The organism is Mesorhizobium sp. LNHC221B00 (assembly GCF_000502935.1).
GTDB lineage: Bacteria > Pseudomonadota > Alphaproteobacteria > Rhizobiales > Rhizobiaceae > Mesorhizobium > Mesorhizobium opportunistum.
Genome location: NZ_AYWR01000011.1, coordinates 77,347 through 102,479 on the forward strand (window position 1 = coordinate 77,347; position 25,133 = coordinate 102,479).

Genomic DNA, 25,133 nt, shown 5'->3' on the forward strand with positions numbered 1-25,133 from the left:
GACGTCGGGACGAACCCGTCGCGCAGATTACCTAATAGCATCGCGCACCGCGTTCACCAGGCTCGCCGTTCCCTTGCCTGCCGCGTAGATGGGATCGCGACCGCCTAGAGCATCCTTGACGCAGAAGAAGGCCTGGTGACTGCTACTTCGCCACGCGAACACGAAGATGTCCGCTGTCCTCGCGAGGTTCTTAAGGCTCGAGGTGCACACCGTGTCAGAGTTCACCTCGACGGCGCAGGATGGGAAGAGCTCCCTTAGCGCTGACTTGGCGCGCGCGCCTGCCGCCTCCGTTAGGGTGTAAATTCCGATCGTCTTGCCCGCGAGCATCTCGCCTGTTTCGGCATCGTCGGCCGCCATAAGGGCCGGGCGGAGGTCCGCAATGGCGGAAGGATCCACGCCGTAGTCACGGGCCAAAAGCTCGATCGGCAAGAAGTCGTGGGAGCCGAGCCGATGCGCAAAGCCATGCGATTGACTGACGACTTTGAGAAAAAATCGCAATCTCGCTTCGTTCGCTTCACTAGAGGGCGCTGGCGAAATCGCCAGAGCTTCGCATACGTCCAAGGACCACGCCAAATTGGCATATGACGCCACTCGATCTTGGATAGCCTCAAGGTCGGCGACTGTCGTCACATAGTCTTGGGTGCTGAGCCCAAACTCGAGCAGCGCGGCGAGGATCGTGCTCAGGATCTCAAGATCTCCGCGGGCCACGGCTTCGTCCATTGCGATCAGGAGCAGGATCACAGTCGCCAAAGGCTTAGTTGATTGCGTGGCAGACTCACCCTCCGGGAAAAAGGCGGGCACGATAAGTGATAGGGAACGGCGCGCGACGTCGGCCGCGCCGTCGCTCAGATTCCCGATCAGGTCGGAAAATTCTCTGCAGAGCTGGACGTTGGACCGCAACGGAACGGCGTCCCACATTGCCCGGTCGTTAAGGACCTCGGCTTCTGCGGTCTCGGGAAGATATCCGGCAGCTAGACGCCGGGCCCAGCGCATCCAACCCGCAGGTTCAATAGGCCCCTCAGTCTCCGACTCTTCCGAAGGATCCCCATCACGCAGGCTCTGTAGGCGCAGAACCAGGGCGCTGGGCAGATCCGCATGAACTGATGGTTGGGCGTCGAATGTGTCCAGCAGCCGGCGTCGGGCTTCCGCCGTGCCGATGAATTGGACGCATGACAGGAGCACGCTGAGCGATTTCCGGTGAAGCGGCTTGGCTAAGTAGAGTTCATATGCCCGATCGTACTGGCCGTCTTCGAATGCGGCTTCGGCCTCGTCCGGCAACTGAGCGACTGGCCCACCCTGCGCCTTGTCCACGGCATCGGACTCGAGTTTGTTCGACGCGCCGATGAATGCATCCGCCCAGGTTGCGTCCTCCGCGGGAAGTAGACTTAGCAGCCCTTCTAGAATGTTGTGGTCCGGCCTTGTCTGGACGCTTTCATAGAGAAGGAAGGCCTTTACCACGCGGCGTGTTCGGACGCCGTGGCGCGACGCGAACAGCCTCGGAAAGGGCTTGGCGACCCGCTCTTCGAACGCAAGGCGAACCGCTCGGGCGTCGCCGGCCACCTCAGCTTCATCGACATAGATTCGATAAAGAGCCTCGATGAGGTCCGACAGGGTCTGTGGCGGGAGTGGAAGGTCAGCGAGAGTTTTGATCGTCCAGTAGTCGCGGGCGATCTGCTCCCATTGGCCGAGCCCGGCCATCAGCCGGATATCGAGAAATCTGAGATTCTCCTCGTTCAATCTGCCAGAGCCACGCAGCTCAGCGATGAGTGCTAGTGCGCTCACTTCATCCCGAGAGAGCAACGCACGTTCCAGATCGGATCGCACCCGGCCTACGGGTCGCGGTTCGGTTCGGTCTAGATGAGGGCGTTGGGCGTCCAACTTTGCCAGCAGCGCGAGGCGCTCGCCTATTTTGGACCTGTCGGACCCCTTGAAAGCCAGGACTTGCTTGCCGAAGCGGGTCCGCATTGCCTCGGCACTGGGGTTGGCGGGATCGGCGACCTGCAGGTGGGAAAGGTATGATGGTCCGAACCAAGCGCGGAGAGTTGCTCGAAGTCGCTGCTCGCCTTCGTTTGTTGGGGCCGTGGCATACCAGCCGGCCACGGTCCCATTGCGGTACAACGGTAGGATAATCGGCGCGTCGGACGCCCCATCCTTCAGCCTCAACAACCACGGCAGGACGGCGTCGAGCCTATCCGCGGGGGCAGCGCTTGTTTCGATGTCGGCCCAGATCAATTCGTTCGGCGCTCCGAAGAACCGCTCCAGCCACGGGCGCTCGGTTTCGGGAAGGCCGGCGATCATCCCTCTGACCTTCCATAGGATTCGAAATTCAGTCGTGCCTCAGCGATCCTCTGGAGGGCCGTGTCGTAGACGACGGTCTCATCGTTCAACTCAAGGCCGCGATACGTGAGGTTCATTGATCCCGTCAGGAGCCCACGTTTCAGCAGAATGCCTTTGACGTGCAGATGTTTGCGCCTAACGATTTTCAACTTTTCTGATAGCCCACCCTCCTCAGCGCCAACCGTTAGCGCGTCCAAGAACACGTCATTGTGATCGTCGAAATTGGTGGCGATGCCAACGCTCGTCCCGCGTGACATAAGATAGAGCGCAATCTCAATAAGACGCACCTCGCGCGCGCCCCACTCCGGATTGACGGCACTAAAGCCCCCGGCGCGGTTGTCGAATAACACCACATTGCTGATCCAAGGGCTGACCAGCCACGCGCGTTGTCCTCCAGGAGAAATCAGTTCGCCCAAAAACATCATCTGAAGCAGTTCGCGAACCACGTTCTGGCTGGTGGCGACGCTCTTGAAGATGCGTCGACTTTCAAACCTCATTGCACCGCCTCCGCGATATCGAGGTCGATCTCGAAGGCGTCCTGTACACGCCGCACCGCCTGAACACGGGCGTAAACAGAGAGATAGTCGGCTTGTACGGGGTTCGTGGCTAGAAAGCTGAGGGCGTCCGCTAGATCGGATGCCGCGTTCATAGGGCAGACTAGGGTCGCGGCACCTTCGGTTGCCAATCGTGCGAGGCACCGTTCTTCCCAGCCCTCAGTGTGGATGGCGATGACTTCAAGCCCGCGACCCAGGTGGGGTTTCAGCAACAGTGGCTCTGCGGCCGGCAAATCGCGGAAAGCTGAATACAGAGCGAGGCCAGATCGGCGGATGTAGGCGCCGCGAGGCCAGAGAAGGCTGTAGATGACGGAAAAGCGCCACTGATCGGGGTTGATAGTAGGCACCTCAATGCCAGCGTCGACGAGCGCTGTGTCAATGTCAGCGCGGCGTGCGAGGCGATAGGCGATGACGCGCGCATCCAACTCTAGGCCGAGCCGTACCTCCTCCAAAGACCATCGAGTCAGTGCCTCGAGCAGGAAGCTATCGCTCGCGGGCCCGGACCCGGGGCGCAGTATCCTATTTGCGATGGCGACAATAAACGCGTGGAAGGTGACATACCCTTCTGCCGCCAAGGTGTGCCGCAGTTCGGTGAAGCGAACATGGCTCTGCTTAGCGCCATATGCTGACCGATATCGGGCCGTCGCGTCAGCAATATCGCCACCCGGATGCGTCTCCAACTCCTCAAGAAAGCGAACCATTTGGAAATCGCTAAGCAGAAAATCATTGTCCCGCAGAGCAGCGGTCATGAGGCTGAAGAACCGGCGAGGATCATCAGCATACTGCTTCAGAACATCTTCGATCAGGCCATTGCCTCCTGGCGAAAGTTCACTGATCCAGACTTCGCGCGACGATGATTCGAAGACATCATCTGGCTCGCGCGGCCCGGGGTCGATGTCGGCGACCAGGCTGTCGACGTCAATATCCGGGCATAGGCTCGCGATGGCGTTCATCGCCGCCGCCGCGACCGTGACCGACAAGCGTTCTTGCAGCCATGGCTCCCAGGATTGACTGACCGGGGTCCAGAGGATCGCCGCCAGACTGTGGAGGTCGGCGACGACGGCGGGGTTTGCCAGGTGGATCGAAAGGGACTGACGCAGCTTGTCTTGCGTGTTGCCATGGGCTTCGGCGTCGTCGACGACGGCCGACTGGAAAAGGATTGTCAGCGTCGCACCGAGCGAAAGGTCGGCGACGCCGGTTGCGAGATTTTCCGCCGCCTCTCGCAGCGAGATCGACTTGGCGATGGCTTCGTTCGACAGGGCGGCGAGCAGAAGGTGAGCCAGCCATTCCCGCGCGAAGACGTTATCAACGCTCGCCAAGTACGGCCCGCGGGTCGCCTGGTGATGGAAGCGAGCCGTGCGCATCGCGCGATAGAGGGCACTGCCTTCACCCCCAAGCGATGACCAAAGCGCCTCGGGGTGAGCGAGCTTCAGGCACAGCGCATCGGTGTTGATGCTGTATCCGATGGCCGCTGGATTGCCGTCGGCCTCGAAAGTAAAAGTCTTTTGAGCAGTGCTACCGTTTTTGTACTTTATCTCGGCGGCGCTAGCGACCGCAAAACGCCGAACCTCCACTGGCGCGAGGTTTTGGTGCGTGAAGAATCGGACCTCAGAGACCAGGCTCGACCAAGGGTCCCGTTGAGGCATCTCAAGGACGAGACCGCTCGCTCGCGCAACGATCTGAGTGCGCCACTCCAGTCGAGCCTGGGAGGTGTCGAGGATGTTATGCGGCGTTTGCTCCGTGATGATCCGCAGAGGTCGATGGACGGGGTAGCGGAATATGCCTGTGTCCGTCGTCACCGCCCACTCGCCGAGCGGATCTGCCTCCAAGATCGACGCCAGGACAACGCTTTGGCGAGTACTAGTGTCCAAGTTGGGACACACCCAATGCCGCTCTGCAGCGTGGTTCAAGGCGAACCGGCGAGAGACCCGGCCCGGCGCGAAATCGCGCATCGCCTGCAAGATCGGCATCACCTGAGGAGCGGGGGTCTGTCCGCCCCTGGCAGGCAGAGCGATGAGGACTTCCGGCAAGTTCAGATCGCTGAACAGATTCGCGGGCGCGAACTCCGGCAACGGGGAGTTATTGATCACGGTCTCGGGGCTGGAGCCCTCGGTCCGCCACGCGGTTTCTAGCCGCCGGAGGGCTGTCGGCAGGACCTCTGTCAGAAGGGGTCGGGGATAGTCCCAAAGGAGAAGCGCGACCTCCTTGTCGTCAAGCCGGAGTGCGCGGCCGAGAAAGGCTGCGTAACGATCACGCTCAGAGGGTTCACTAAGGATGCGTGTGATGGCGCGTGCCATCCGGGCTTGGCGGTCGGTATCGGCTCGCCAAGTGGTCGGACCGCTGAGGTTTCGCCACACGCTACCGTCTGACGCCGCGTCGAGTTGTTGGCCTAAATAGTCGAGCGTCGCGTAAACCGACTGGATCCGCCGGACGTAGCGGTTCCCCGTCGGCAGAGTTCGCACCGCCAACTCGGGATCGAAAAGAAGATCGTAGCCCTGGTAGGCGATGCGATCGCGCCCGTAATCCGACAGGACCACAATTGTCCAAGGCCGCATCCGGCGGGGCCGGCCGGCCCGGCCTTTCCTTTGCAGAAACTGAGCGACATCCCGCGGAGCCTTGTGCTGAATGACGGCGCCAACGAGGGGGTCGTTGTATCCAACTTCCAGGGCGGCGGTGGCCACGACAATGTCAAGGTTCTGACCGACGCCCGGATCCAACGACATGACACGTCCGACGGCCTTACGGTCGCCGCCATTCAATTCGTGCCCGATATCGAGCGGCGCCTGCCAATCCTGGCCGTGGCGCTTGCGCAACAGACTTGCCGCCGGGCGTCTCAAAATGGCCAAGCCGCCCTGAGGGTGGTTCTGGGTGTCGAAGTTCCCCCATGAGTTTCGGCCCTCTGCATCCAGCATTGCATAATACATGCGGTTCGTGACATCGAGGTCGTCGGTGAACAAGAACAGGCGCTCGCCGAAGATACCGTGGCTCTTTCGCTCGCGAGGGTTATCCAGAATCCTCGAGATAAGCATCGCGGCCTGGATTGTGGTCGACATAAGGGCGGCCTGAGACACGGGGTCGCCTCTAAGCGCGAGCATGTACTCGGCGCCCTCGTCGGTCATGTCCGATGCGATCGTCGTAATCTCGACCGACGCCTGCTCTGGAAGGCCCGTCAACTGGGCCAGGAACTTGGCACCATCACGCAGCGTCGCCGACAACCCGACAAAGCTCACGGGCTTTCGTAGCAGCGTACGCCAGCGGCGCAAAAGGAACGCGACCTGCGCGCCGGAGCGGCCCGAGTAGGTGTGGACCTCATCCAGCAGCATCATTTCGACGGGGCGCTCTGCTTTAGCACCCAGCCCAAAAAGGTGATGTGTCTCGGAGTCCGCCATCCGTTGGTTCAGCATTTCCGTTGTGGTGAAGAGGATGTCCGGGCTCTCTGAATTCAGACGCTCGCGGGTCAGGATGATCTCGTCCTCCCGGATGCGATGGCCACACGCATCGCAACGGAGGTTCTCCAAATTCCGGTTCCGGTCCTCGTTGAGCCAAACCAAGTTGCCCTGACAGCCTTCTGTTGGGCACCGCATCGATTCACAGATAATGCCATCCCGATGATCGGGCCACTTCCCGCGTTTCTCATCGCCGTACCCGTGCTCGGCTGCCTTCATATTCGCCGGCGTAGGGCCAAAGAAGGTAGCGATCAGGACCTTTCGCTTTCCCTGAGCGGCCAAAGTAGCGTCGAGAGCGCGTGCTTGGGAGTAGACCTCGGCGAATTGGTCTTTCAGCAGCTCGTTGCGGGGGTATAGAGCGAGAACCTTAACCCAGCGAGTGCCCGACCTATCACGCCGAATATGTGCGGCGATCTGCGCCATGGCTGGCAGGTAAAAGGCCAGCGTCTTGCCACTACCGGTTCCCGCACTCACCAGGGTGGCCTGCGACGATGGGCTGTCGAGGCCAGAGAGAATGCGTTTGGTGGCAGCCACCTGGAACTTCGACAGCGTAAAATCAGAACCGTAGCCCCGTACGAGGGCGTCGAGTGCGCTGCGGGCCTCGTGATCACCAACTGCTTCGGCTATCTCGGCAATCGCGGCGTCGGCCGAGATTTTTCGCTTGGGATATCGCCGGCGTCTCCAAATGAAACGGAAGTCGGCGACCAGCGTCGGCGCCTCCTGCCAACCGATCGGGCCGGAGTGCTTCGGAAAGAGCTGTCGTAGCCGAAACATTAGCCTGACGCCCTCGGCCATCCTCGATCGAAAGCGCTCTCCGGGTTCCTCCCCGACGTCGAAAACCAGAGTCCGCTGGAGGAGCTTCTCAAGCACATCCGAGGCGTGGAGAATTGTTAGACCATCAAACGAGGGAAGCGCGTTCAACACATCATCGATGATCTCTCGAAGCTCTTGGCCGGTTAGGAACGCGTCGACTAAGCCCCATGAAAGCAAACGAGCCTCTTGCTGCTCCATCTGGTCCAGGACGGCGATCAGCAGTGCATCGTCGGAGGTCATGGCTGGCGCGAGGCCCGGATCAGATAACCTTCCGTAGCTTTGTTGTCGGCGAGCCACTTCAACACTTCGGCGGTCAACAGGGCTAGCGGAGCTCCGCCGCTCTGAACCGCAGCCAGAAATCGCTTCACTTCGGTGCCAACCGCGAAATCAAAATTCTCTGAGATTCGTACCAGGTCGCTCGCAAGTTTCTTGGAGGTCTCAACGGTCGCGGCGCTCGTAGGCACTATCTGGAAAAGAGCCGAGAACCGGCTGTAAACCTGCTCGTACTCGTTAAGAGCCTGCACATTTTGCGGCGTGCGGGCGATCCGTTTGTCGATGACGCTTGGCATGTCGCCAGAGTAGACAGCCGTGCGAAAATCTCTCCAACCGTCCAGGAGAGCTCGCTCAATGTCGCTGATCGCCGTGTCTCCGTCGCTCAATAGCGACGTCCATCCCGTTCCCTTCTTTAGGGTTGCGGACTTTTTCTCGGTCCGAAACTTTTCCCTGACTGTGGCGGCTCTCTTTCGAACATTGCCAAGACTTGTCGGCGGCTGGATCTTGACGCCCAAACCAGAGAGCATTGTCTGCTGCCTGACTAAGTTCGCAACGGCCTGCGCTGACGTCGCCAGCTCTTTTCGCAATACCGCCAGATCGCTGGCCTCCTTCGCGTTCGCCGTGAGACCTTGAAGGCGAGTCAGCTTCTGCCGAAGCGCTGAAACGCGAAATGGGAGTGCGTCTTTCATTGGAATTCACTTGCGCTGTCGTTGGCGAGTAGGGTCAAGAGCGCGTCAATCTCGTCTGCGATTTTGGCTGGATTGGCCTGTTCGTGAGTGGAATAAACACGGTCGACGGTCTGCTCGGCGCCGGTGACGATGACATCCACGATGTTTAAGAACGAGACGGTGCGGTCTACCGATGAGATATCCAGTGAACCGAGAGCGTTGAGCACCTTGGGCAATTGCTCGGCGTTGGCTTCATCAACGAGCGTCGCCTTGTTGACGAGGTCCACGATTGGGGTGCTTCGGAACTCTATAAGGCGCCGCTCGAAGTCCTTCAGACTAATGTCGTTGCGGGTCCAGTTCGACGTCGACATCAGCAAAGACGCCACCTGTTCAAGCTCTTCGATGAAGGCGCTCTTGTCGAAATCGACATCGATGTACCCGCTCAATTGTGCTCGGAAGTCGCGTAACTTCCGAATGACGCTCTGCAACTGAGCCCACAATCGCTTCGCGTTTAACGGGCTCAGATAGGCTCGCGTCTCCGGGTTCAGGTCCTCTGGCAAAGCGGTTTCCGCCTCGATATCCTTTTCGCCGGCCGCCAAGCTGTCTAGAAGACGCACGCCATCTAGACCAAAGAGCACCGAGCCAGTTCCCTGGAATGTGCCCAGGAGATCAAGCAAGTCCTTCTGAAGAGTTTTTCGGGCCGGTGCGCCGTTCACGTCGCCCCAAACGGAAGTTCGAACCTTCTCCCAGCCGTCGTCGAAGGCCTGGGGCACCATGGGTGGCAGCTGTTCGAATGTTGCGGCGAGGAGGGCCGGCACGTTGTTCAGCTTCACTGGCGGCGTGAGCCCGGCAACGCGAGCCTGCATGATGAGGCCCCTCGTGATCGCGTTGATTTGGCGACTTGCCTCATCCAAGAGCATGGGCCCAAGTTGCGCGGCTAGCTTGTCAACGAGGTTGCACGTTGCAACGTAATCATCGTCTGCACCCTCGTAAGACCATCGCTGTTGGTTTCGCGTGTACCTCAATGCTCCGAGCATAGCGGCGCGGATCCGGCCGTCTTCATCCTCGAAACGCTGACAGACATGAAGGACCCGCTTGGCAGGAGCGTTGCCCTTGGCATTGGCGATGTGGATTGAGCCTGGACGGATCGACTGCGGTCGTAAACGCAGAGCCGGCCAATTGATCGCGTCCTTGATCATTCCTGCCAACGCCGATCGGATAGCGTTGGCCTCGGCCTGCCCCAATGGGGTTCCGGCCGACCAAGCATCGACTTTGGCTTGGAGGTCGCTGAACCAAGGGTCAGGACCTGTTGCGGCGCGGGAGGGGGCAGGTGTACTGCGCGCTGGCGTTGATGTGACGGCAGTCGGAGTGGCTTCAACGGGTTCTTCCGGCGCCAAAAAAGTGATGCCGTCCAACTCCGCCGGCGTAGGAAGCCCAAACCCCTTAAAGATGCCAGGCGGCACGCCTGCGATGCCTTCAGACGTCGTCGGGTTTCCACCCCAAATGGCCAACAATGGGCCAAGGCGTTTGCGGTTCGCCTCCGTCTGGCCCGCCCGTCTGACCCAGCCGACGAGCCAGGAGTTCGGGAGGACGGCCTTCTGGTCTGCGGAAGGAAAGGCCTTTGCCTTGAACTCGCTGCGTAACAGCAGCGTGTTGCGCAGGATGAAGTTGATAACCTTGCGGGGGTTAAGGACCAGCTGCCCGTTTTTGACCAAGTGTGCGTCAACTAAGGCTGTGATGGCCTGTCGATTGAAAGGGAATAAGGGATGGCCAGCACGCGATGCCCCGAAGGCGCCAAGAAGGTCCTGGGCGGCATCGTCATCTTCGTCGCGCCACGTGCCAAGCCAAGAGCCTGCGGTCTGCCCATCAGAGTCGGCGAACTTCCGCCGAAGAGAGTCCTCGCCCCATCGCGCAGCGTTCAGATAGGCGCCAACGAGTTCCACAGCGGATGCTCTGATCTCCTCGTCGGACAGATCGCGACCGCCAACCACCCATTCGCGCTGGGCTCGCGTGTAAATTGTCTCGCGAAATGCGAGCACGCCGTCGGTCAGGGCGATTGCAGTCCGCATCGTCGCGCGTACTGTTTTCCCGTCCCGTTCGCCTTCCTGGATAGAAACTTTCAAAAGAACGTCTTGGATGCCTGAAAGGGCTGCGAAATCCTCCACGAGCAGAACGAGTTCCTTTCCCTCATCGAGAAGGGTCTTCCGAACTGCAAGAATGATATCTTGTAACGTGATTCCGCCCATAGACTGTTGGAGTTGAAACACGTTCCCGATTGCAGGGTCGATAGCCTCGTTCAGCAGATCTACCGCAACACCTGCACGGGCCGGGTCGGCGCTGGCCACGATCGTCTTGTAGTACTGACGAACTGGAAAAGAGGCATCACCCAGGTTGACACTATTCGGCAGGACGAGATCTGCAGGAGTGAACTGCGTCTGATCGACTGCCTCGTCGTCGGCTTCGTTGCGGCCCCGAAGGGAACGGGAGACCACTCGCGACAACACGTTTTCTACGAAATGCTGCGAGAGGGCCGGATCGGAAAAGAGCTTCGGCAGGTCCCTCGCGTGACCGATCTTGGGTCGAAGGTCTGTCCGTTCTGGATGTCGCTGGGCCTCGGCCTCCAGCTTCCTTCGAATATCGGCCAGCGCGTTCTCTAGATGCGCCCGAAAAGTGACGGCAGCGGTCGCGACGTCGACCTCGGCGACTGCCCGCTTGAGGTCCTCACTAGCGTCCTTGTACCGGGCGTTGTCCTTGAGGGGCTCGAGGATCAATTCCACAACGTTCCGAAGGCTCGCGCTCTTTGGGATACGGATTACATGAAGCTTGTCGCGCTTCGGTGATCGCTGGAGCTGCGCGTCAAGCCAACGAATGATATGAGATTTCCCCGCACCCGAGGCGCCGGTGATGGGAAACAAGAGAGTCCCGCCCGGCACGTTATCCGTCAGAAAGGCGTCGAGCAGATCCTGCTCGCTGACAACTGTGTGCGTGCCGTTGCCAACGTCGATCGTCACCAACGATGAGGGCTGGTGGACTGCCAAAAGAACGGCGACATCCGCGGTCTCGGCCTCGTTCTTGATGCAGGCGTTGACCTGGGATTCCAGTGGCCAGTAGTTGTCCAGCATTACGCAACTCCGGTACGGGCGGGGCCGCGACGAATGTATGGGAAGGCGCGCCAGCGGCGGCCTCCGAAACCTGTCATCTGAAGGCCTTCTTCGTTGTCGTCTCGTTGTTCGAATTCGAGTTCGCCCGCATCTACGAGGCGTTCGATTGCCCTGGACAGCGAAGTCGACAACACGCCCTCGGCGGCAGGCTCCCAGGAGGAGTCCTTGAGGGTTTCCTCGACCCGGGCGCGGTACAGGCCGGTATCGAGCACCGGCAGAACGTCCGCTATTTTGGCAAGGAAGGCGCGGGCGGGCAGCGGCGCATTGCTGTCAAACACGTCGTCGAGGACCCCTCTGAGGGCCTCAGTAGGATCGACAACGAAGAGCGGGCCTTCGCGGCCGAAGCCAAGATATGTCATCCAGGACTTCAGCGTGTTGTAGCGGGTGTCGTTCTGGAGCATCCGCTTTTGCGGGTCCTTCACCTGAACCGCTTCCAAGGCCTGGATTGCGGCATGGTTCGAGGTGTCGAGCGTGTAAACGTCCTGCGCCAGCATCCAAGACAGACCACGGCTCAAGTCTGCGCTTCTAGAGCCCTCTTGCTCCCAGAATCGAGCATTGTTTTCGGTGAGCAACGCGATCTCGCGCGCGACGGCTGGCAGCAGCGTCTCCACTTTAGACATATTACTTCCGAGGCGAGATCGATAGGGTTCCCTCAGCGCCGTGAGATCGTCGACCGTCTCGAACAGACCCAGTTCTAACCATCGCAGAAATGACCCGTTCAGCTTCGACTTTTCAACAATCTCGAGATCACTCCCGCACATCGCGAGGAGATCTCCGCGCGACCGGGGTCCGAAGCGAACCGACGCTCTGACGAGAGTGATCAGCGTGTTCACCTGGCCGTCACTGGCTTGGTTCAGCACCGTCATTGGCGTGCTCCCGAACGGAACTGCTCTAAGGTCAGCGTATTGGCTCCGACCTCACCCAGACGCCGACCGGGATGATATGGATCGGCAAGTGACGCCGAGGCAACGATAAGGTGCAGCGCCCGCGATATCTCAAAAACATGGTGTGGCGGCGGACTCTGCTCCGAAAGAATGCTCACTCGGATCAGTGGGGCCGTGGACGGGCTTCTGACCTCGTCCTCAAGCGTTTCCAGCAGCACCATTCCGCTGGGGGATCGTCTGTGCAGCGTCTTGAGCGCCTGAGCCGCCGACCTAAAGCGGCGCGACACTGCAACCTCGCGTGCGTTGAAAACGGCGACCGCATCCGACGCAATGGATACTGCAGTTGCGTCGTCCCAAGGGTCGGGAAGGGTCAAAATGATCGGGGCGGCAGCTGAAAGATGCGGAAATTTAGTCATCCACGCCGAGATGTCCTGCCTTACTATCCGCTCGATGCCTGAGACTGCCGGTTCAGCGTAATCCATATTGGTGAAGTCATCGCGCCGGTGGCTGGGACAGCCGCCACACGCGCTTGAGACAATAACGGCTCGGCCGGGCGCGTAACTCTGGTAGAGGCCGTGCAACAGTTCCCCGATCTCGTAGTTGCCGCTGATCAACGAGCTGAGCAGTCGGCCATTATCCTCCGCGGCGACAAACGCGCGGGACCGCTCTGAAGCGATCAGCGAGGAGAAACCTGCCTTGTCAAGGTGGTTGCCGAAGTTCACCTCGATGATACAGCGCGTGTAGTAGGACGCCCAATGATCCTCAGTGCGACGATCAAAGTCAGCGTCAGTCTCTTCAGTGCTCTGCTCTAGGACTTCTGGGGCCATCGCGTCCAGGTCCAACAGACCCGCTCGAGCCATCATGATTAGGGTTCGCATGTTCCAGGCCTGATTGTAGTCGGTCTGGCGGCGAAGTTTGGGTGGCACGGTCGAGATATCGAGCAAGAACCGGCGCCCCACATTGTTCAATTTCTTGGCGTTTCGATACATTGCTTCCCAGCGATCGAACGCGAGTTCGTCACTGATCAGCGATGGCGAGGCGATTCGTTCTGCGACTTCGACGTCCGCCTTGCCGTATATCATCAACGATCCTGCGGGGGCACCGTCACGACCACCTCGACCGACCTCCTGGTAGAACCGATCGACCATTTCGGGCACGGCGGCATGTATCACGGCCCTTACATCGCTCTTGTCGATGCCCACACCGAACGCCGAGGTTGCGACGATGATGTCTATCAGATTTTGAGACCAATCTTCGATGATCTTCAGCCGTTCGGAGTCCGGTGTCTTGCCGTGGAACGTGGCGACGCGGCCGAATCCTTCCGCCTGAAGGCGCCGGCGCCAAGATCCAGCGTCAGCGCGCTTTGTGACGTAGAGGATGAGTGGGCGAGGAGCGTGGCGGACCGCCTCGAGTATTTTCGCTTCTTTGGCGGCGGAGTCGTCCTCTCGGTGTATCCAGTATTGCGGCTCGGGGCGAAGGTGGACGGACGCGACCATCTGCACGAACTCCGCCGGTCCAAACAGCGCGTCGATTGTCCCGATGGCATCCGGCGTGAGGGTGGCGGACATCAAAATCGTCCGGAACGGTTCGTTCCGGCACTCTCGTAGCAGGCCGCGACGAATGCCCGCGATCATCTGGAATGCGGGTCGAAAGCCATCGCCCCACTGACTGAGCAAATGTGCTTCATCAACGATGAAGTAGTCGAGCAGACCGGCCTTTGCAGCGTCGTATAAGGCCGGGAGCAAGGCACCCGTCACGGCTTCCGGCGAACAGTAGAGCACCCCCTGGCGTCCTTGCCGAATAGCCGCTTTGATAAGATTCTTCCTCTCGACAGAGAGGCCCGCATGCCAGGCGAGGTGGAGCTCCCCTGCGCCGGTACGAGCCCTTGCTGCCAGCCTTTCTGACATCTGCCGAGCTTGATCTAGGGCGAGCGCTGTCGTCGGCACGACGCAGAGCGTCAGACCGCCCTCGAGGCCTCTTACCAAGACCGGCGCTTGCGCGACGAGGCTTTTCCCTGAACCGGTGGGCAGGCAGACGATGAGAGTGTCGCCGGGGCGCATCAAAAATACGCTTCGCACTGCCTCGCGTTGGCCCGGCGAAACGTAGGAAGCAAAACCGCTGGGCTCCGCCAGGAAGGGGTCTATTGGGGTGGTCCAATCCTTGCGCACGATCGCTTGCCGAAAGACATCCTCGAACACGGGGACGTCTGATCTCGACAGCCAGGTCGGCGCCCATGGCAGAGCTTCGATCAGCAGGTCGCGATCTGTCTGGCTATGGGCACTGACCCCGAACCGGGCCCATTCCGATTCGCTGGGCCAAGGATTCGTCAGTGGCACTCTAAATTGCGCATTCGCGCCGGCCTGCAGCGACTCCCGCCGCAAGATGTGCTTGAGGATCGGAACAAGGTCAGCAATCGGCAACGAGCCACAGCTAACGCTCGCTGCCAGAAGGATGTGCCGCGCCCTTTCGAAGAGGCCGTCTCGCGCGCTCGCTGGAATAGGGACAGCAGGCCAGCCTGCGAGGACTTCGTAGAGGTGTTCGAAATCAAGAACTGGCCCAGTCATGCACGTGCCAACGCTGCAGCGACCGCCAAGTTCTTGCCGATGAACGATGCGGTGACCGCGTCGAGCGAGACCCGTGGCGACCGGATCCCGACGATCAATTGCTCAGACAAGCCTCGCTCAAGTTCGAGATCACGCAGGTCACCGACTTCCGAAAGATGCGCGCGAGCTTGCAGCAGACCGAGGCGCGCTGCATCGGCCATTTCAGCGCGCCGGGCCGCCTGATCTAACCCCTCGTTCAAGAGTGGAAGGGCCCTCAGGCATTCCTCCGCTCGCACTCGGGCTCGACGACAAACTTCCGGCCATTCCTCTATATGGGGAAGCCCCATTTCCCTTAGGATGCGCCAACGCCTGGGATTCAAGTTGAAGTCCCGCCCGCCTTGGTCGCCGGCCTCGACCGCATAAGGTTTTGACAAAGCGGCGATCAATGCCGCATCGCTCACTTCTAGCAAATCGGCGTCAAGCCAGACGGTATGGAAGAAGGGTGCCAAGGCCATGTCGCCCCTGCGGCCGACGGATGAGAGCGCCGACGACGTGAGATGACCAGCCAGGTCTAGCACCTCCACTGCAGGCCTAACATCCGTTTCGACGACGAAGTCAAATCGAAAAAAGAGAGGGCCGGCCCCATCCGGGGTTCCTAACGCGTGCCGCCACATCCCTGTTGAACGACCTCGTTCGTCCCGCTGAGTGATATCGGTGAGACCCGTGAGGAGCGGATCACCATACCTCAGGACCCGAGCGCGAGCGGAACGCCCCTGCCGCGAAAGAGCCGAAAGGCGTCGATAGGTATACGGGGTGGTCCAAACATCGCCACCGACGACCCTCAGCTCAGTGTCGATCGCCGGTCGGCACCGTTGCACGAACGCTTCGAGCGGAATGAGCGTGTGGCGATCGCCCGTCAAATACCGGTATCGGAAAACGCCTCCAGGCGCTGATGAAGCTCCCCTCTCGTCCCGCGCATAAGTATCCTGTCCACGGTCAAACTGCAGCGTTGTTTGCACCCACCCGCTAATGTCAGCTTCGATTTGACGCCATTGATCGTCGAGGTCCGAGAGTGCGTCGAGAGTTTCGGCCCGCGGGGCACCAAGCGCGTCCAATGCGTCCTGTTCGTCGATGCTCTGGATCTCACGCTCGATACGTCCGTCGTCACCGCCGTCTCGTCGGAGAAGTTCCTCGACTCCCTCTATGCCCTCCGCGAGCAACAGCTTGGGCAGGTCTTTGACCACTTCCTCAGTCAGATACTGAAGGCTCGCGATCGATCGATCGAAGACCTTGAGCCCGTCATCCAGATAGCGTGTCCAAGCGACCTCGAGAGGATCACTGTCGCAGCAAAGCGCGAGTGATTTGACGGCGCGACCGGATCCATAGCGGTCTACTCGCCCCAGACGTTGCTCGACGCGGTTGGGATTCAAGGGCAGATCGAAATGGACGACGACCTTTTCGCCGCCCTGGAGGTTGAGCCCTTCCTCGGCGCGATAGTCGCAGACGAGTACCGGTCGGCTCGGGTCGTCGCAAAACGCCCGCCAAGCCTCGCCCTTGGGATCGTGTCGATCTACAACGACCCCAAGGCTCGTAGAAAGGCTAGCCGCCAGCGCGTCAGCGGTCTCCGGATCAGAACAGAAAACGATAAACTGCACCTTCGGCAATGATCGCGCGTCAATCGCCCGCGCAAGCGCCTCAAATCTGTCAGCTGACCGTAGGGAATCCGTCAGCGCGGTCGCGGCTCGCTGATGTATCTCGGAGGCTCCCAGGTCTGACGGCGACCATCGTTGGCGGACGCCATCGCTGGCGGACAACTTATATCCCAATCTTTGTTCAGCGAGGTCGAGCGCTGCCGTGAGGCGAACTGACCCTGGATCGCTGAGATTTTGTTCCGACATCTCTGCAAGACGCCAGTCTTCGGCGAGATCGGCCGCCCGCGATGTGGCGACAGAGGTGTAGTGGACCTCCTCCAGGCCCGCCCGATCGGGCGTCACACCGCTGACGCTCCGCCGTCGATGACGCAGGATCCGTCGATGCAGTCGATAGACCTCGCTCAGGTGGTCTCGAACCTTGGCGATAGCTTCGACGAGTTTGGGGTCGTCCTCAGCGGGCATTTTCGTGAGAAGCTCCCGCAACCGACCGGTCTCCTGCCCTAGACGCAGGTCGTCCGGGAACAATTCCGAGAGCTGGTCCAAAGTATAGTCGAGGTAGAGGGCGTTCTCAGGAGTGAGGGTGGCGACCATCTCGGCCAAGGCCTTCCGGCTTTCAATGCGGCGCCGGAACGCTTCCTCGCTATCGAGCGGATAGCCCTGGGGGTCCAACAGATGCAGCATGCGGAGAAAGCCACGTTCGTTGTGCAGGGCAGGCGTCGCGGAGAGGAGCAGGACGCGTTCGATTCGCGGGGCCGCTTTCACTAGAAGGTCGTAGACCGACACCGATTCCTTAGCTCCGTCAGCAGCGACGTGATGCGCTTCATCAATTACCAGCATCGTCGCTTTCGCGACGTGCGAGGCGATGCGTTCACGGCCAGAGAACGGCTTCACAAAGATCGCCTTATCAAGCAGATCCCCGAGGAAAAACTTCGCCGACAGCTCCATCCGCCATTGGGAGACCAACGCGTCCGGTACAATCACAACGATGTAAGCCGTCTCGCGATCGTCGAGAATGCATTGGCGGATCAATACGCCCGCTTCAATCGTCTTACCCAGCCCAACCTCGTCCGCGAGTAGGTACCGCTGGACCGGATCCTGCAATACCTTCCGCACCACCTCGATTTGATGAGCCTCCAGATCGATTGCCGATGAAGGGAGCGCGGACATACCTAGCGCGGCCGAACGCTGTTGCAAGAGCGTGCGCACGAAAGGGCCCCGTCCATCAGCGAAGCGCGGCGTCTCGCTGATTCCAGCACCCAAAAATGACGTTGGATCCTTGATCGAGCGATCCCAGCGGACAAAGACCTTAGAGATCGGTAGGTAGAGCGTCTTGCCGTTCGGGAATCTGACCAACTGGCTGTCGCCGTGGTCATCAAGAACCCGGCCTACTTCCCAAGAGCCGACAGTAGCGTCGGCGGCATAAACTCGAGTTTGAGCGGCTATCGAGACGGAGCGGAGTTCCGACGACGAGCACTGCCTAAGTACGGGCTCCAACATCGGCGCATCAAAATATTCAACCGTGCATGTCGGTCCGTCCTGCGACAGCAGCTTGCCGATCCCCCAACCGGCTAATTCACCAGAGATCGCTTTTACGAACACGCAAGATCGCTCGCCGGTGCGCGTAGGGTGATCGAGCCTGCTCGCCTTGCGAAATCAACCCGCTTTAGAATCATTGTGGTCCACCCCCTAAGTGGACTAAATCATTCACGGTCCAGCTAAGCAACTTTCATTATCGCCCTCCAACGTTACTTGGAGGCGTTATGGCGTTCGGAACATCCTGTCGAACGTCGACGCTTGGCCGCAGGCGGCCATAGACGCGTTGTCCAGACGCGTTGATCAACGCTCTCGACTAAGGCGTCAATATGCCAAGCCGGCGATCCCGCGACCTAATCCAGACCAATACCGGTAGTGCCGCAGCGACCATCCATAACTTACCAAGGATCTGCCCTGGGAGAAGATCGAGACTTCCGAACGCGAGGGTGAGAAACACGATGCTGTCGATGATCAGGCCCACAACACTGCTGGCAGTCGCTGCTAGCACCAAGCCGCGACGCTGAAGCGGCGTGTACACTAGAAGATCCGCCGTTTCCGACAGGGCGAAGGCGACCGTTGAGGCGATGACCAATGCAGGAGGCGCAAAGAAGGCCGAAAGAACCGCACCCACAGCAATGGCGGCAAAGGACCAGATGAGGCCGAGCCGTCGCTGGACAAGATCGCGGAGAACCAATGCTGCGCCGATCGCGAGAACGCCGCTGGGTGCGACAATGCCCGGCGCGACCGGGATGAGGCACGGTCCATCTGGTACACAGACAGTGCCCACATTTCCGATGAGCCAGTTGGCAAGTGGGATTGTGCAGGCGAAGGCGACGAGGAATACCGCGCCTTCGATCCTGCGTCTGGTATCCAGATCAGACATCGGCTGTCTCCTGAACCACTGAGCGGAACTTTTGATATCCTCCGGCGCGCAGTTCACAAGCCGGGCACCCGCCACAGCCACGACCCCATTCGTGGGTATGCTCGATGTCGCCGTTGTAGCAGGTCAACGTGCGGTCCCGGATTAGATCTAACAGGGGAATCCCCCCTAGACGCTCCGCAAGGGACCAAGTCTGCGCCTTGTCGACCCACATCAGTGGCGTCTCTAGAACGAAGCGGCTCTGCATGCCGAGATTGAGGGCAACTTGAAGCGCCTTGATCGTGTCGTCTCGACAGTCCGGATATCCTGAGAAATCGGTTTCGCAGACGCCTGTCACCACACGCTTCAGACCTCGGCGGTAGGCCACTGCGGCGGCGAAGGTGAGGAAAACGATATTACGACCGGGCACGAAAGTGTTCGGTAGACCGGAAGACGTTGTGGCAATTTCAACTTCCCGCGTCAGCGCAGTGTCGCTGATTTCGCCCAGTACCGACAGGTCGAGCACACGATCCTCACCGAGCTTTGCGGCCCAGGCCGGAAAGGCTGTCGTCAAGCCAGCACGGAACTCGATGCGCGCATCGAGTTCTACGCGATGCCGCTGACCGTAGTCGAAGCCGATCGTCTCTACTCGCTCAAACCGATCGAGAGCCCACGCCAAACATGTAGCGGAATCTTGACCGCCGGAAAAAAGTACGAGCGCGGTTGCATCTGACATTATTGAGTGTCCGTGCCGTAAAAACTACAAACTCCCGTGTCGCTATCGCGTCTTACGGTCACTCGCCATAAGTTCGGACAGATCGGCGCGACTTTGCGCCAGATCCACGACGAAAGGTTTTCCATTGTCGCGGGTCCAAGGTCATTAATCTCGTCCAGAAAGCGGTGGTCGAGACCATCGCGAGCCTCTTCGAGGGCCTGATCGAGCAGTCCTAGATCGATGACCATGCCACTCTCCGGATCAGGACGGCCGCGAACGACTACTTCTGCGCGGTAGGAATGGCCATGAATCCTGCGGCTCGGCTCGACTTCAACCTGACGTTGGAGCGTGTGCGCCGCGTCGAAGCGAAACTCCTTGCTCAGTTCGTACATTATCGGATCCCCATGAATTTGTGAGTTTGGAGAGATAGGTGCCAGTGCGGATGCTGCAGGCAATAGGCTATCGCCGCCGCGGTATTTGTTTCGACCATAGGACCATCGAGAGGCTGCAGAAGGAAATGGTCAAATGCGAGATTCTCAAAGATAGCAGGATCCAGGCCGACTTGCGGAAACACCAGTTTCAGTTCATTTCCCGTTGTTTGCGCCAAGGTTGTCGCACCCTTGGGGCTAACGGTTATCCAATCAATCTTATTTGGTGCCGCGAGCGTTCCATTGGTCTCTAAGGCAATTTCGAACCCGCGACCGTGGAGTGCCGACACAACCTCATCCCCAACCTGTAGAAGCGGTTCGCCGCCCGTGAGAACGACAAATCGCTCGGACGTCCCGGCGCCCCACATGTTCTCGATGGCGACTGCCAAACAAGACGCATCGTTGAACCGCCTACCACCAATGCCGTTGACGCCGACAAAATCGGTGTCACAAAAATTGCAGACAGCCTTTGCTCGGTCGCGCTCCCGGCCACTCCATAGATTACAACCCGCAAACCGGCAGAAAACGGCCGGCCGCCCGGTGTGACGACCTTCGCCCTGCAGCGAATAGAACATTTCTTTTACTGCGTAACTCATGGCTTTCAGGCTGCCTTTGCGGATTCGGCCAGGCGTCGCTTGAGGACTTGGACGAGGTAAAGTGATAATTGGCGGACATCAGACGGAACGTTCTGAAGCCCGTTCCAACGTCGGCGCTCGGCGCCGAACTCCCACTCGCCCTCGCTCCAAGCAGTCTTTCCGTTTAGCAGCCGCAAGCCACTCGCGAATTCGTCGCGTGTGGCAGCACCGGTGACGCTGTTGAGAAAGTCCATGACATATCCAAGCGCGACAATGCCCGTGCCATGGATCAACCGAGAGGTCTTGGGTGTCTTGTCGGCCCAATCGTCTGCAAAGACGTGTTGCACAGCATGATAGAACTCGCTCATCATCGTGACGCCTTGATCTAGCAGAAGCTCATCCTCGCCGGCATAAAGGCGCAGGGCTCCATCACTTAGAGAATTCATGATTACGCGCTGCAGAACCGTGTCTCGGATGACTCCCTTTGGATTGGTTTGCTGCTTGATCAAACCTCTCAGCGACGACCCCTTGCGATAATTGAGCGCCTCAGTAGCAAGTGCCGCTTGTGATCGACTCGACATGCGGTGCGGCAGGTCTCCCACTTTGGGGAGGAGTTCGTAAACCAGGGCCTTTGGTAGCGGGCGGGTGTTGTTCACTAGGATGAACTGCTTTTGCAACTCCTCCTCGGTCTCACAGATAAAGCCCGACACGAGCACTTCAAAATCACGGCTTCGAAGTTCAGACAGGGCTGTAAAGCGCTGTTGCCCATCAACGATCCAACCGGGTGGGCCGTCGGATGTGTCGATCACCAGTTGGCAGAGTCGGCTTTCTGGACTCGCTGCCGGCTCGAGCCGAGCATGACCCATGAAAGCTACGACGATAGCGTTGGGCAAGATCGCGTTCGGCTTTTCGAGATAGTCACGGATTTCGCGAATGTGCCCCGCGATCTGCGGTCGCTGAAAACCTTGGAGGGCGCCGCCATCATCGCGACCCGCCCGCTCGATTCGAGCAATGCGTGCAACCTGCGCAGCATTCGCAATGAAGGTGAAGACCGTGAGTTTCTCGCTCTGAACCGGCGCCAGTGCATCAAACCGAAGAAAATGTTCCTTGTTCATAGGCTCTCCCGTCGAAATTCGCTCAAATGGGTGTGAAAGACGTGGAGGTTGTGGATGCCGCGTCGCTTGTTGCGATTTGAGGTGCGGAAGATCACGGCCTCGACGCCGCTCTCCCTACAAACTCGGCAGCTACATCGCTCCCAGGGACGATCGCCAAGGGTGTGGGCGTAGACCTTGCGCTGTCGAGTTGCGGCAATGGCACGACGGCTTGGCGACGCCTCATCGTGCCAGTTAAGGGCGGCCCAATAGTCCATCACGGCATCAAGGCTTTGGTCCAGGGTCGCGCCACCGTCGGCGTAAGCGCGTACGCCGCGAAGCGCGGCGTCTTCAAGACGCCTCGCGTCTTCTTGGTTGAGGCTGCCTTCCAGCGCCTTATGCTTGAGCTTGTTGTTCTGGGTGGCCTGCGGAATACGAATTGCGGTGTAGTACGAGAGGTCGCCGTTGGGCGTCCGCACCCAGTAATTTTTTCGGGCATCCTTGAAGGCGCGCAAGAGCGGTGACGTCGTATCGAAACTGGTTACGCGGTACTGCTCAAGTACGGCCAACTCCTCGATTTTCCCGAAACCGAGAAGATGCAGTCGAACCCGGTCGGGGAGAGCATCACGCAGAGCTTGTAAGACTCGGCGAATCTGATCGATCCTCAACGGCACGGTGCCGCCGATCGCTAAATAGTCGTATCCCATGCTGGCCAGGTTGCGGGCAGCTTGCGCCATACTCTCAGCCGACCAACCCTGTATGACCCCCATCGGCGTGAAGCCTGGGCCTATGCTCTTGGCAGATTTGTAGAACTCAGTAGCGTTCTGCAGCGTGATCTCGTAGCGACGGCGCACATCATCTGGCACGTCGTCCAGGGTTCGCGTCACCCCAAGGTCGTCAAAGTCGAAGATAAGGTGGTCGGGCGAACATCCATGCGTGAAACCGGCATCAGCATAGAATTCCGCGGTGTCGTCGGCCTTGTAGGGCGGTTCCGGCAGGTTCCGATAGGTGAAGGCGCCGCAGTCGCCTATCAACAAGCTTCCCGGAAATCGATCGATCGGATAGCGCAGAAAGCGTCGAGCGCCCTCGCGACGAAAGCGCATCAACTGGGCTTCTGAATATTTTCCTGGCTGGCGAGCATCGCCGACGATGCCGCGGGAAACCAGGATACCGTCATACGGTGCTTGTTCTAGGAACTCGTGTGGGTACTGGTCATCGCGGTGAACCGATCGACCCGTGCCGTTGCGATCAGCAACAAAGTCGTACTCTGGATCGATCGTATCAACGCTGTCAGCGAAAACGAATTGCATTACGCGACCTTTGCAAAGGCATGCATGTGGTCAAGGCGCGCTAGATGCCCAGACAACAATTTAATGTCGCGCCCGACGTTCTGAATCTCGTTCCAGTCGCGCTGCAACTCCGCCCATCTGCCGCTCGTCCAGCGACAGTATGGAGCGATGCGCGCCAACGACGCGGTCGCATGGAGCAGCAGGTCGGTACCAGGAGCCGCACGAGACATCATGCGGTCCATCAATAGGCTCATCGCTTCGATGCCGGCTGAATGCATAAGCCGGCTTTCGGTCGGTGGACGACCCCACGCCTCAGGAAAGACGCGGCGCACAGCAGTCCAGTAAGCGACAAGTGTGCGGTACATTGCATCGACATCGGCGGGATATTCGAGTGTCGCCTTGTACGGAGCGAGAGCGCCAAGAGCGCTGTTGATGCTATTACGAATTGCCTTGATCAATGCTGAGTCCGTGATCACGGCGATCCCAGAATCTTCAGAAAGCCTTTTGATCAGGCCTTGGAAGGGAGAATCGGGAGAAGTCTGAAGGAGATTGACGAGTTCGCTCGGGATCTTCCGAGACGACAAGTCACGCGGAAAGGCGGTGTCCACTTCTGGGAGCAATTCGTTGATTAGCCGAGGATCGAGCGGTTTGGCTTTGTTGACCAAGATGAACTGTTCGCGATGAACGGACAGTTCCTCCGACACAAAGGCGACGACGGGAACCGGAAAGCTCTTGTTCTGAGCTTGCGATAGTGCAATCGAACGCTGCTGGCCGTCGACGATCCAAGCCGCTTTTGGTCCGTCGTTTGGAAGCGGGATTCTGAGTGTTCCGGCCTCGCATGACTTTACGTCGCCGCCCGGCTTTTCGCCCCGCGTCTGGGTAAAACGCGCGCGCGGCGAAAGCGCTAGAATGATCGCGTTTGGGAATAGAACAGGCCCCTGATCAAGGAACTCCGTGATCGCTTGAACGTGGCTCTTAATCCCTTTGCGCTGAAATCCCTGCAAGGAGCCTTCGCTGTCGCGGTGGACGCGGCTGATCTCCGCAAACTTGAGAAGATCGGCACCGGCTACGAAGAATGCATAGACAGCCTTGTCTGCCTGTTCGGTACGAACGGCACGAACAGCCAGCATTGCTTCGGGGGTCCTTCGCGGACGGGTCATGCTGCTTCCCTTAGCTCCATAGCAGTCCGGTAAAGACGACTGAATCGCGATTGCTCGCACGCGACCCCATCTTCATCTCGGAGCGCACGGAGGATTCGTGCAATACCTGATTGTGTGTGAAGCCGTGCCAAAATTAGCTGGAGAATCTCCGCGTCATTGCGGCGCGGCCGCAGCACGCGTTCGGGGGCCCTCACCGAGTTCATAGCCGCCTCCACGGCTGCATAGTCGGTATCCCGGTCATATGAGCCGCCGTTGAAGGTCACCAACCGAGCAAAGTGGAGCAAGGCTCGTTGAGGAAAGTCGGATCGAGTACCCGGTAGGATCGTATCCAACCGCTCATCATACGGCACAAGCGATGGGCGGAGTGCGGCCGGCAAGGCAGATGCAAGGGACGCGCCGAAGATTCGCAATCGCGCTATGGCTTGAGGTTCCAGTTCGCTGAGGCTATTGCCCACCATCTCGGCATAAGGACGGGTCAGTGCTATCAGCACCCGTCCTGAACTTTGGCCTAACACATCGGTCCACTGATCCGAATGCGGACCTGACAGCAGGTTGGAAAACCAAGCGCCGACATCGAATTCATTTGATATCCGGGAGGCGACAGACTCTGCGTATCCGTTGGACACGGTGAGCCCATAGACGGGGACTTGCCGGTCGGCGGCCACCAGGCCCAATCCGGCAGAAATAATGTAGAGTCTGCCCTCAGCGATCTCTGCTGCCTGGGTCGCCAGTCCAAACCCGCGACCAGCATAGAGTGCTCCAGCAAGGAGTTCGGGTCGAAGGGCGCGTAGCTTTTCCATCCAAGCAGTTTGGACGGCATGCTGCGGACCAATTGGCAAAGAAATCGGCGTTGCAGCGAAAGGTGGTCGCTTCTTCTTTCGAAGGGTGCAGGTGGTGATGACCACGGCGTCGGGTGCGCTCCCGACATAGCTAGCCGACGCGATATTCGTTGTCGATTTCATCGATAACTGCGCCTCAAATGCCCTTGGTTGATTTCGCGCAATGGATATTGTTGCTGCATCTAGCGTATCGTGGCATGGCAAGACACAACATACAGACAGTATCACAATTGTGGAAAAACAGCTACAGGAAATTGCACGGTTTTCAATTTGAAGGACGAACAACTGCTGGCCTCAAGACGGGTGGTGTTTG

General features: G+C 59.3%; 16 protein-coding genes. All 16 read right to left on the reverse strand.

What is annotated here, in order from left to right; genetic code table 11:
- Nucleotides 1-27 precede the first annotated feature (27 nt).
- The 16 genes from dpdD to X741_RS1000000167505 all read right to left on the reverse strand — a co-directional run bounded on the left by dpdD (nucleotide 28) and on the right by X741_RS1000000167505 (nucleotide 24,943).
- Nucleotides 28-2,298, reverse strand: a complete 2,271-nt coding sequence (gene dpdD / locus X741_RS151540; RefSeq protein WP_023778158.1) for a protein DpdD — start codon at nucleotides 2,296-2,298, stop codon at nucleotides 28-30.
- The gene (dpdK, locus tag X741_RS151535; RefSeq protein ID WP_023778159.1) at nucleotides 2,295-2,834 is read right to left on the reverse strand and encodes a phospholipase D-like domain-containing protein DpdK; all 540 of its coding nucleotides are present in this window, start codon (nucleotides 2,832-2,834) and stop codon (nucleotides 2,295-2,297) included. Before dpdK ends, dpdD begins: the two co-directional genes overlap by 4 nt.
- Nucleotides 2,831-7,390, reverse strand: a complete 4,560-nt coding sequence (gene dpdJ / locus X741_RS151530; protein WP_023778160.1) for a protein DpdJ — start codon at nucleotides 7,388-7,390, stop codon at nucleotides 2,831-2,833. The genes dpdK and dpdJ overlap by 4 nt, the downstream gene beginning before the upstream one ends.
- The gene (locus X741_RS151525; protein ID WP_023778161.1) at nucleotides 7,387-8,112 is read right to left on the reverse strand and encodes a hypothetical protein; all 726 of its coding nucleotides are present in this window, start codon (nucleotides 8,110-8,112) and stop codon (nucleotides 7,387-7,389) included. The genes dpdJ and X741_RS151525 overlap by 4 nt, the downstream gene beginning before the upstream one ends.
- Nucleotides 8,109-11,213, reverse strand: coding sequence for a protein DpdH (gene dpdH, locus X741_RS151520; protein WP_023778162.1), 3,105 nt, complete (start codon nucleotides 11,211-11,213; stop codon nucleotides 8,109-8,111). The genes X741_RS151525 and dpdH overlap by 4 nt, the downstream gene beginning before the upstream one ends.
- On the reverse strand, nucleotides 11,213-12,118 hold the full coding sequence (dpdG, locus tag X741_RS151515; protein WP_023778163.1) for a protein DpdG: 906 nt from the start codon (nucleotides 12,116-12,118) through the stop codon (nucleotides 11,213-11,215). Before dpdG ends, dpdH begins: the two co-directional genes overlap by 1 nt.
- A complete protein-coding gene (dpdF, locus tag X741_RS151510; protein ID WP_023778164.1) occupies nucleotides 12,115-14,700 on the reverse strand; it encodes a protein DpdF in 2,586 nt (861 codons plus the stop codon). Before dpdF ends, dpdG begins: the two co-directional genes overlap by 4 nt.
- Nucleotides 14,697-17,930, reverse strand: coding sequence for a protein DpdE (gene dpdE / locus X741_RS151505; RefSeq protein ID WP_023778165.1), 3,234 nt, complete (start codon nucleotides 17,928-17,930; stop codon nucleotides 14,697-14,699). Before dpdE ends, dpdF begins: the two co-directional genes overlap by 4 nt.
- A gap of 250 nt (nucleotides 17,931-18,180) precedes the next feature.
- The gene (locus X741_RS151500) at nucleotides 18,181-18,747 is read right to left on the reverse strand and encodes a VUT family protein (RefSeq protein WP_031250082.1); all 567 of its coding nucleotides are present in this window, start codon (nucleotides 18,745-18,747) and stop codon (nucleotides 18,181-18,183) included.
- Nucleotides 18,740-19,459 (reverse strand): 7-cyano-7-deazaguanine synthase QueC, encoded by a 720-nt coding sequence (gene queC / locus X741_RS151495; protein WP_031250083.1) that lies wholly within the window; start codon nucleotides 19,457-19,459, stop codon nucleotides 18,740-18,742. The genes X741_RS151500 and queC overlap by 8 nt, the downstream gene beginning before the upstream one ends.
- Nucleotides 19,459-19,830, reverse strand: a complete 372-nt coding sequence (locus tag X741_RS151490; protein ID WP_023778168.1) for a 6-carboxytetrahydropterin synthase — start codon at nucleotides 19,828-19,830, stop codon at nucleotides 19,459-19,461. The genes queC and X741_RS151490 overlap by 1 nt, the downstream gene beginning before the upstream one ends.
- The gene (queE, locus tag X741_RS151485) at nucleotides 19,830-20,462 is read right to left on the reverse strand and encodes a 7-carboxy-7-deazaguanine synthase (protein ID WP_023778169.1); all 633 of its coding nucleotides are present in this window, start codon (nucleotides 20,460-20,462) and stop codon (nucleotides 19,830-19,832) included. Before queE ends, X741_RS151490 begins: the two co-directional genes overlap by 1 nt.
- 5 nt (nucleotides 20,463-20,467) lie before the next feature.
- Complete coding sequence (gene dbpB / locus X741_RS151480; RefSeq protein ID WP_023778170.1) at nucleotides 20,468-21,556, reverse strand: DGQHR domain-containing protein DpdB; 1,089 nt, start codon at nucleotides 21,554-21,556, stop codon at nucleotides 20,468-20,470.
- On the reverse strand, nucleotides 21,553-22,842 hold the full coding sequence (gene dpdA, locus X741_RS151475; RefSeq protein WP_023778171.1) for a tRNA-guanine transglycosylase DpdA: 1,290 nt from the start codon (nucleotides 22,840-22,842) through the stop codon (nucleotides 21,553-21,555). The genes dbpB (X741_RS151480) and dpdA overlap by 4 nt, the downstream gene beginning before the upstream one ends.
- Nucleotides 22,842-23,981, reverse strand: coding sequence for a DGQHR domain-containing protein DpdB (gene dbpB / locus X741_RS151470; RefSeq protein WP_031250085.1), 1,140 nt, complete (start codon nucleotides 23,979-23,981; stop codon nucleotides 22,842-22,844). Before dbpB (X741_RS151470) ends, dpdA begins: the two co-directional genes overlap by 1 nt.
- A complete protein-coding gene (locus tag X741_RS1000000167505) occupies nucleotides 23,978-24,943 on the reverse strand; it encodes a hypothetical protein (RefSeq protein ID WP_156937886.1) in 966 nt (321 codons plus the stop codon). The genes dbpB (X741_RS151470) and X741_RS1000000167505 overlap by 4 nt, the downstream gene beginning before the upstream one ends.
- Nucleotides 24,944-25,133: the final 190 nt, after the last annotated feature.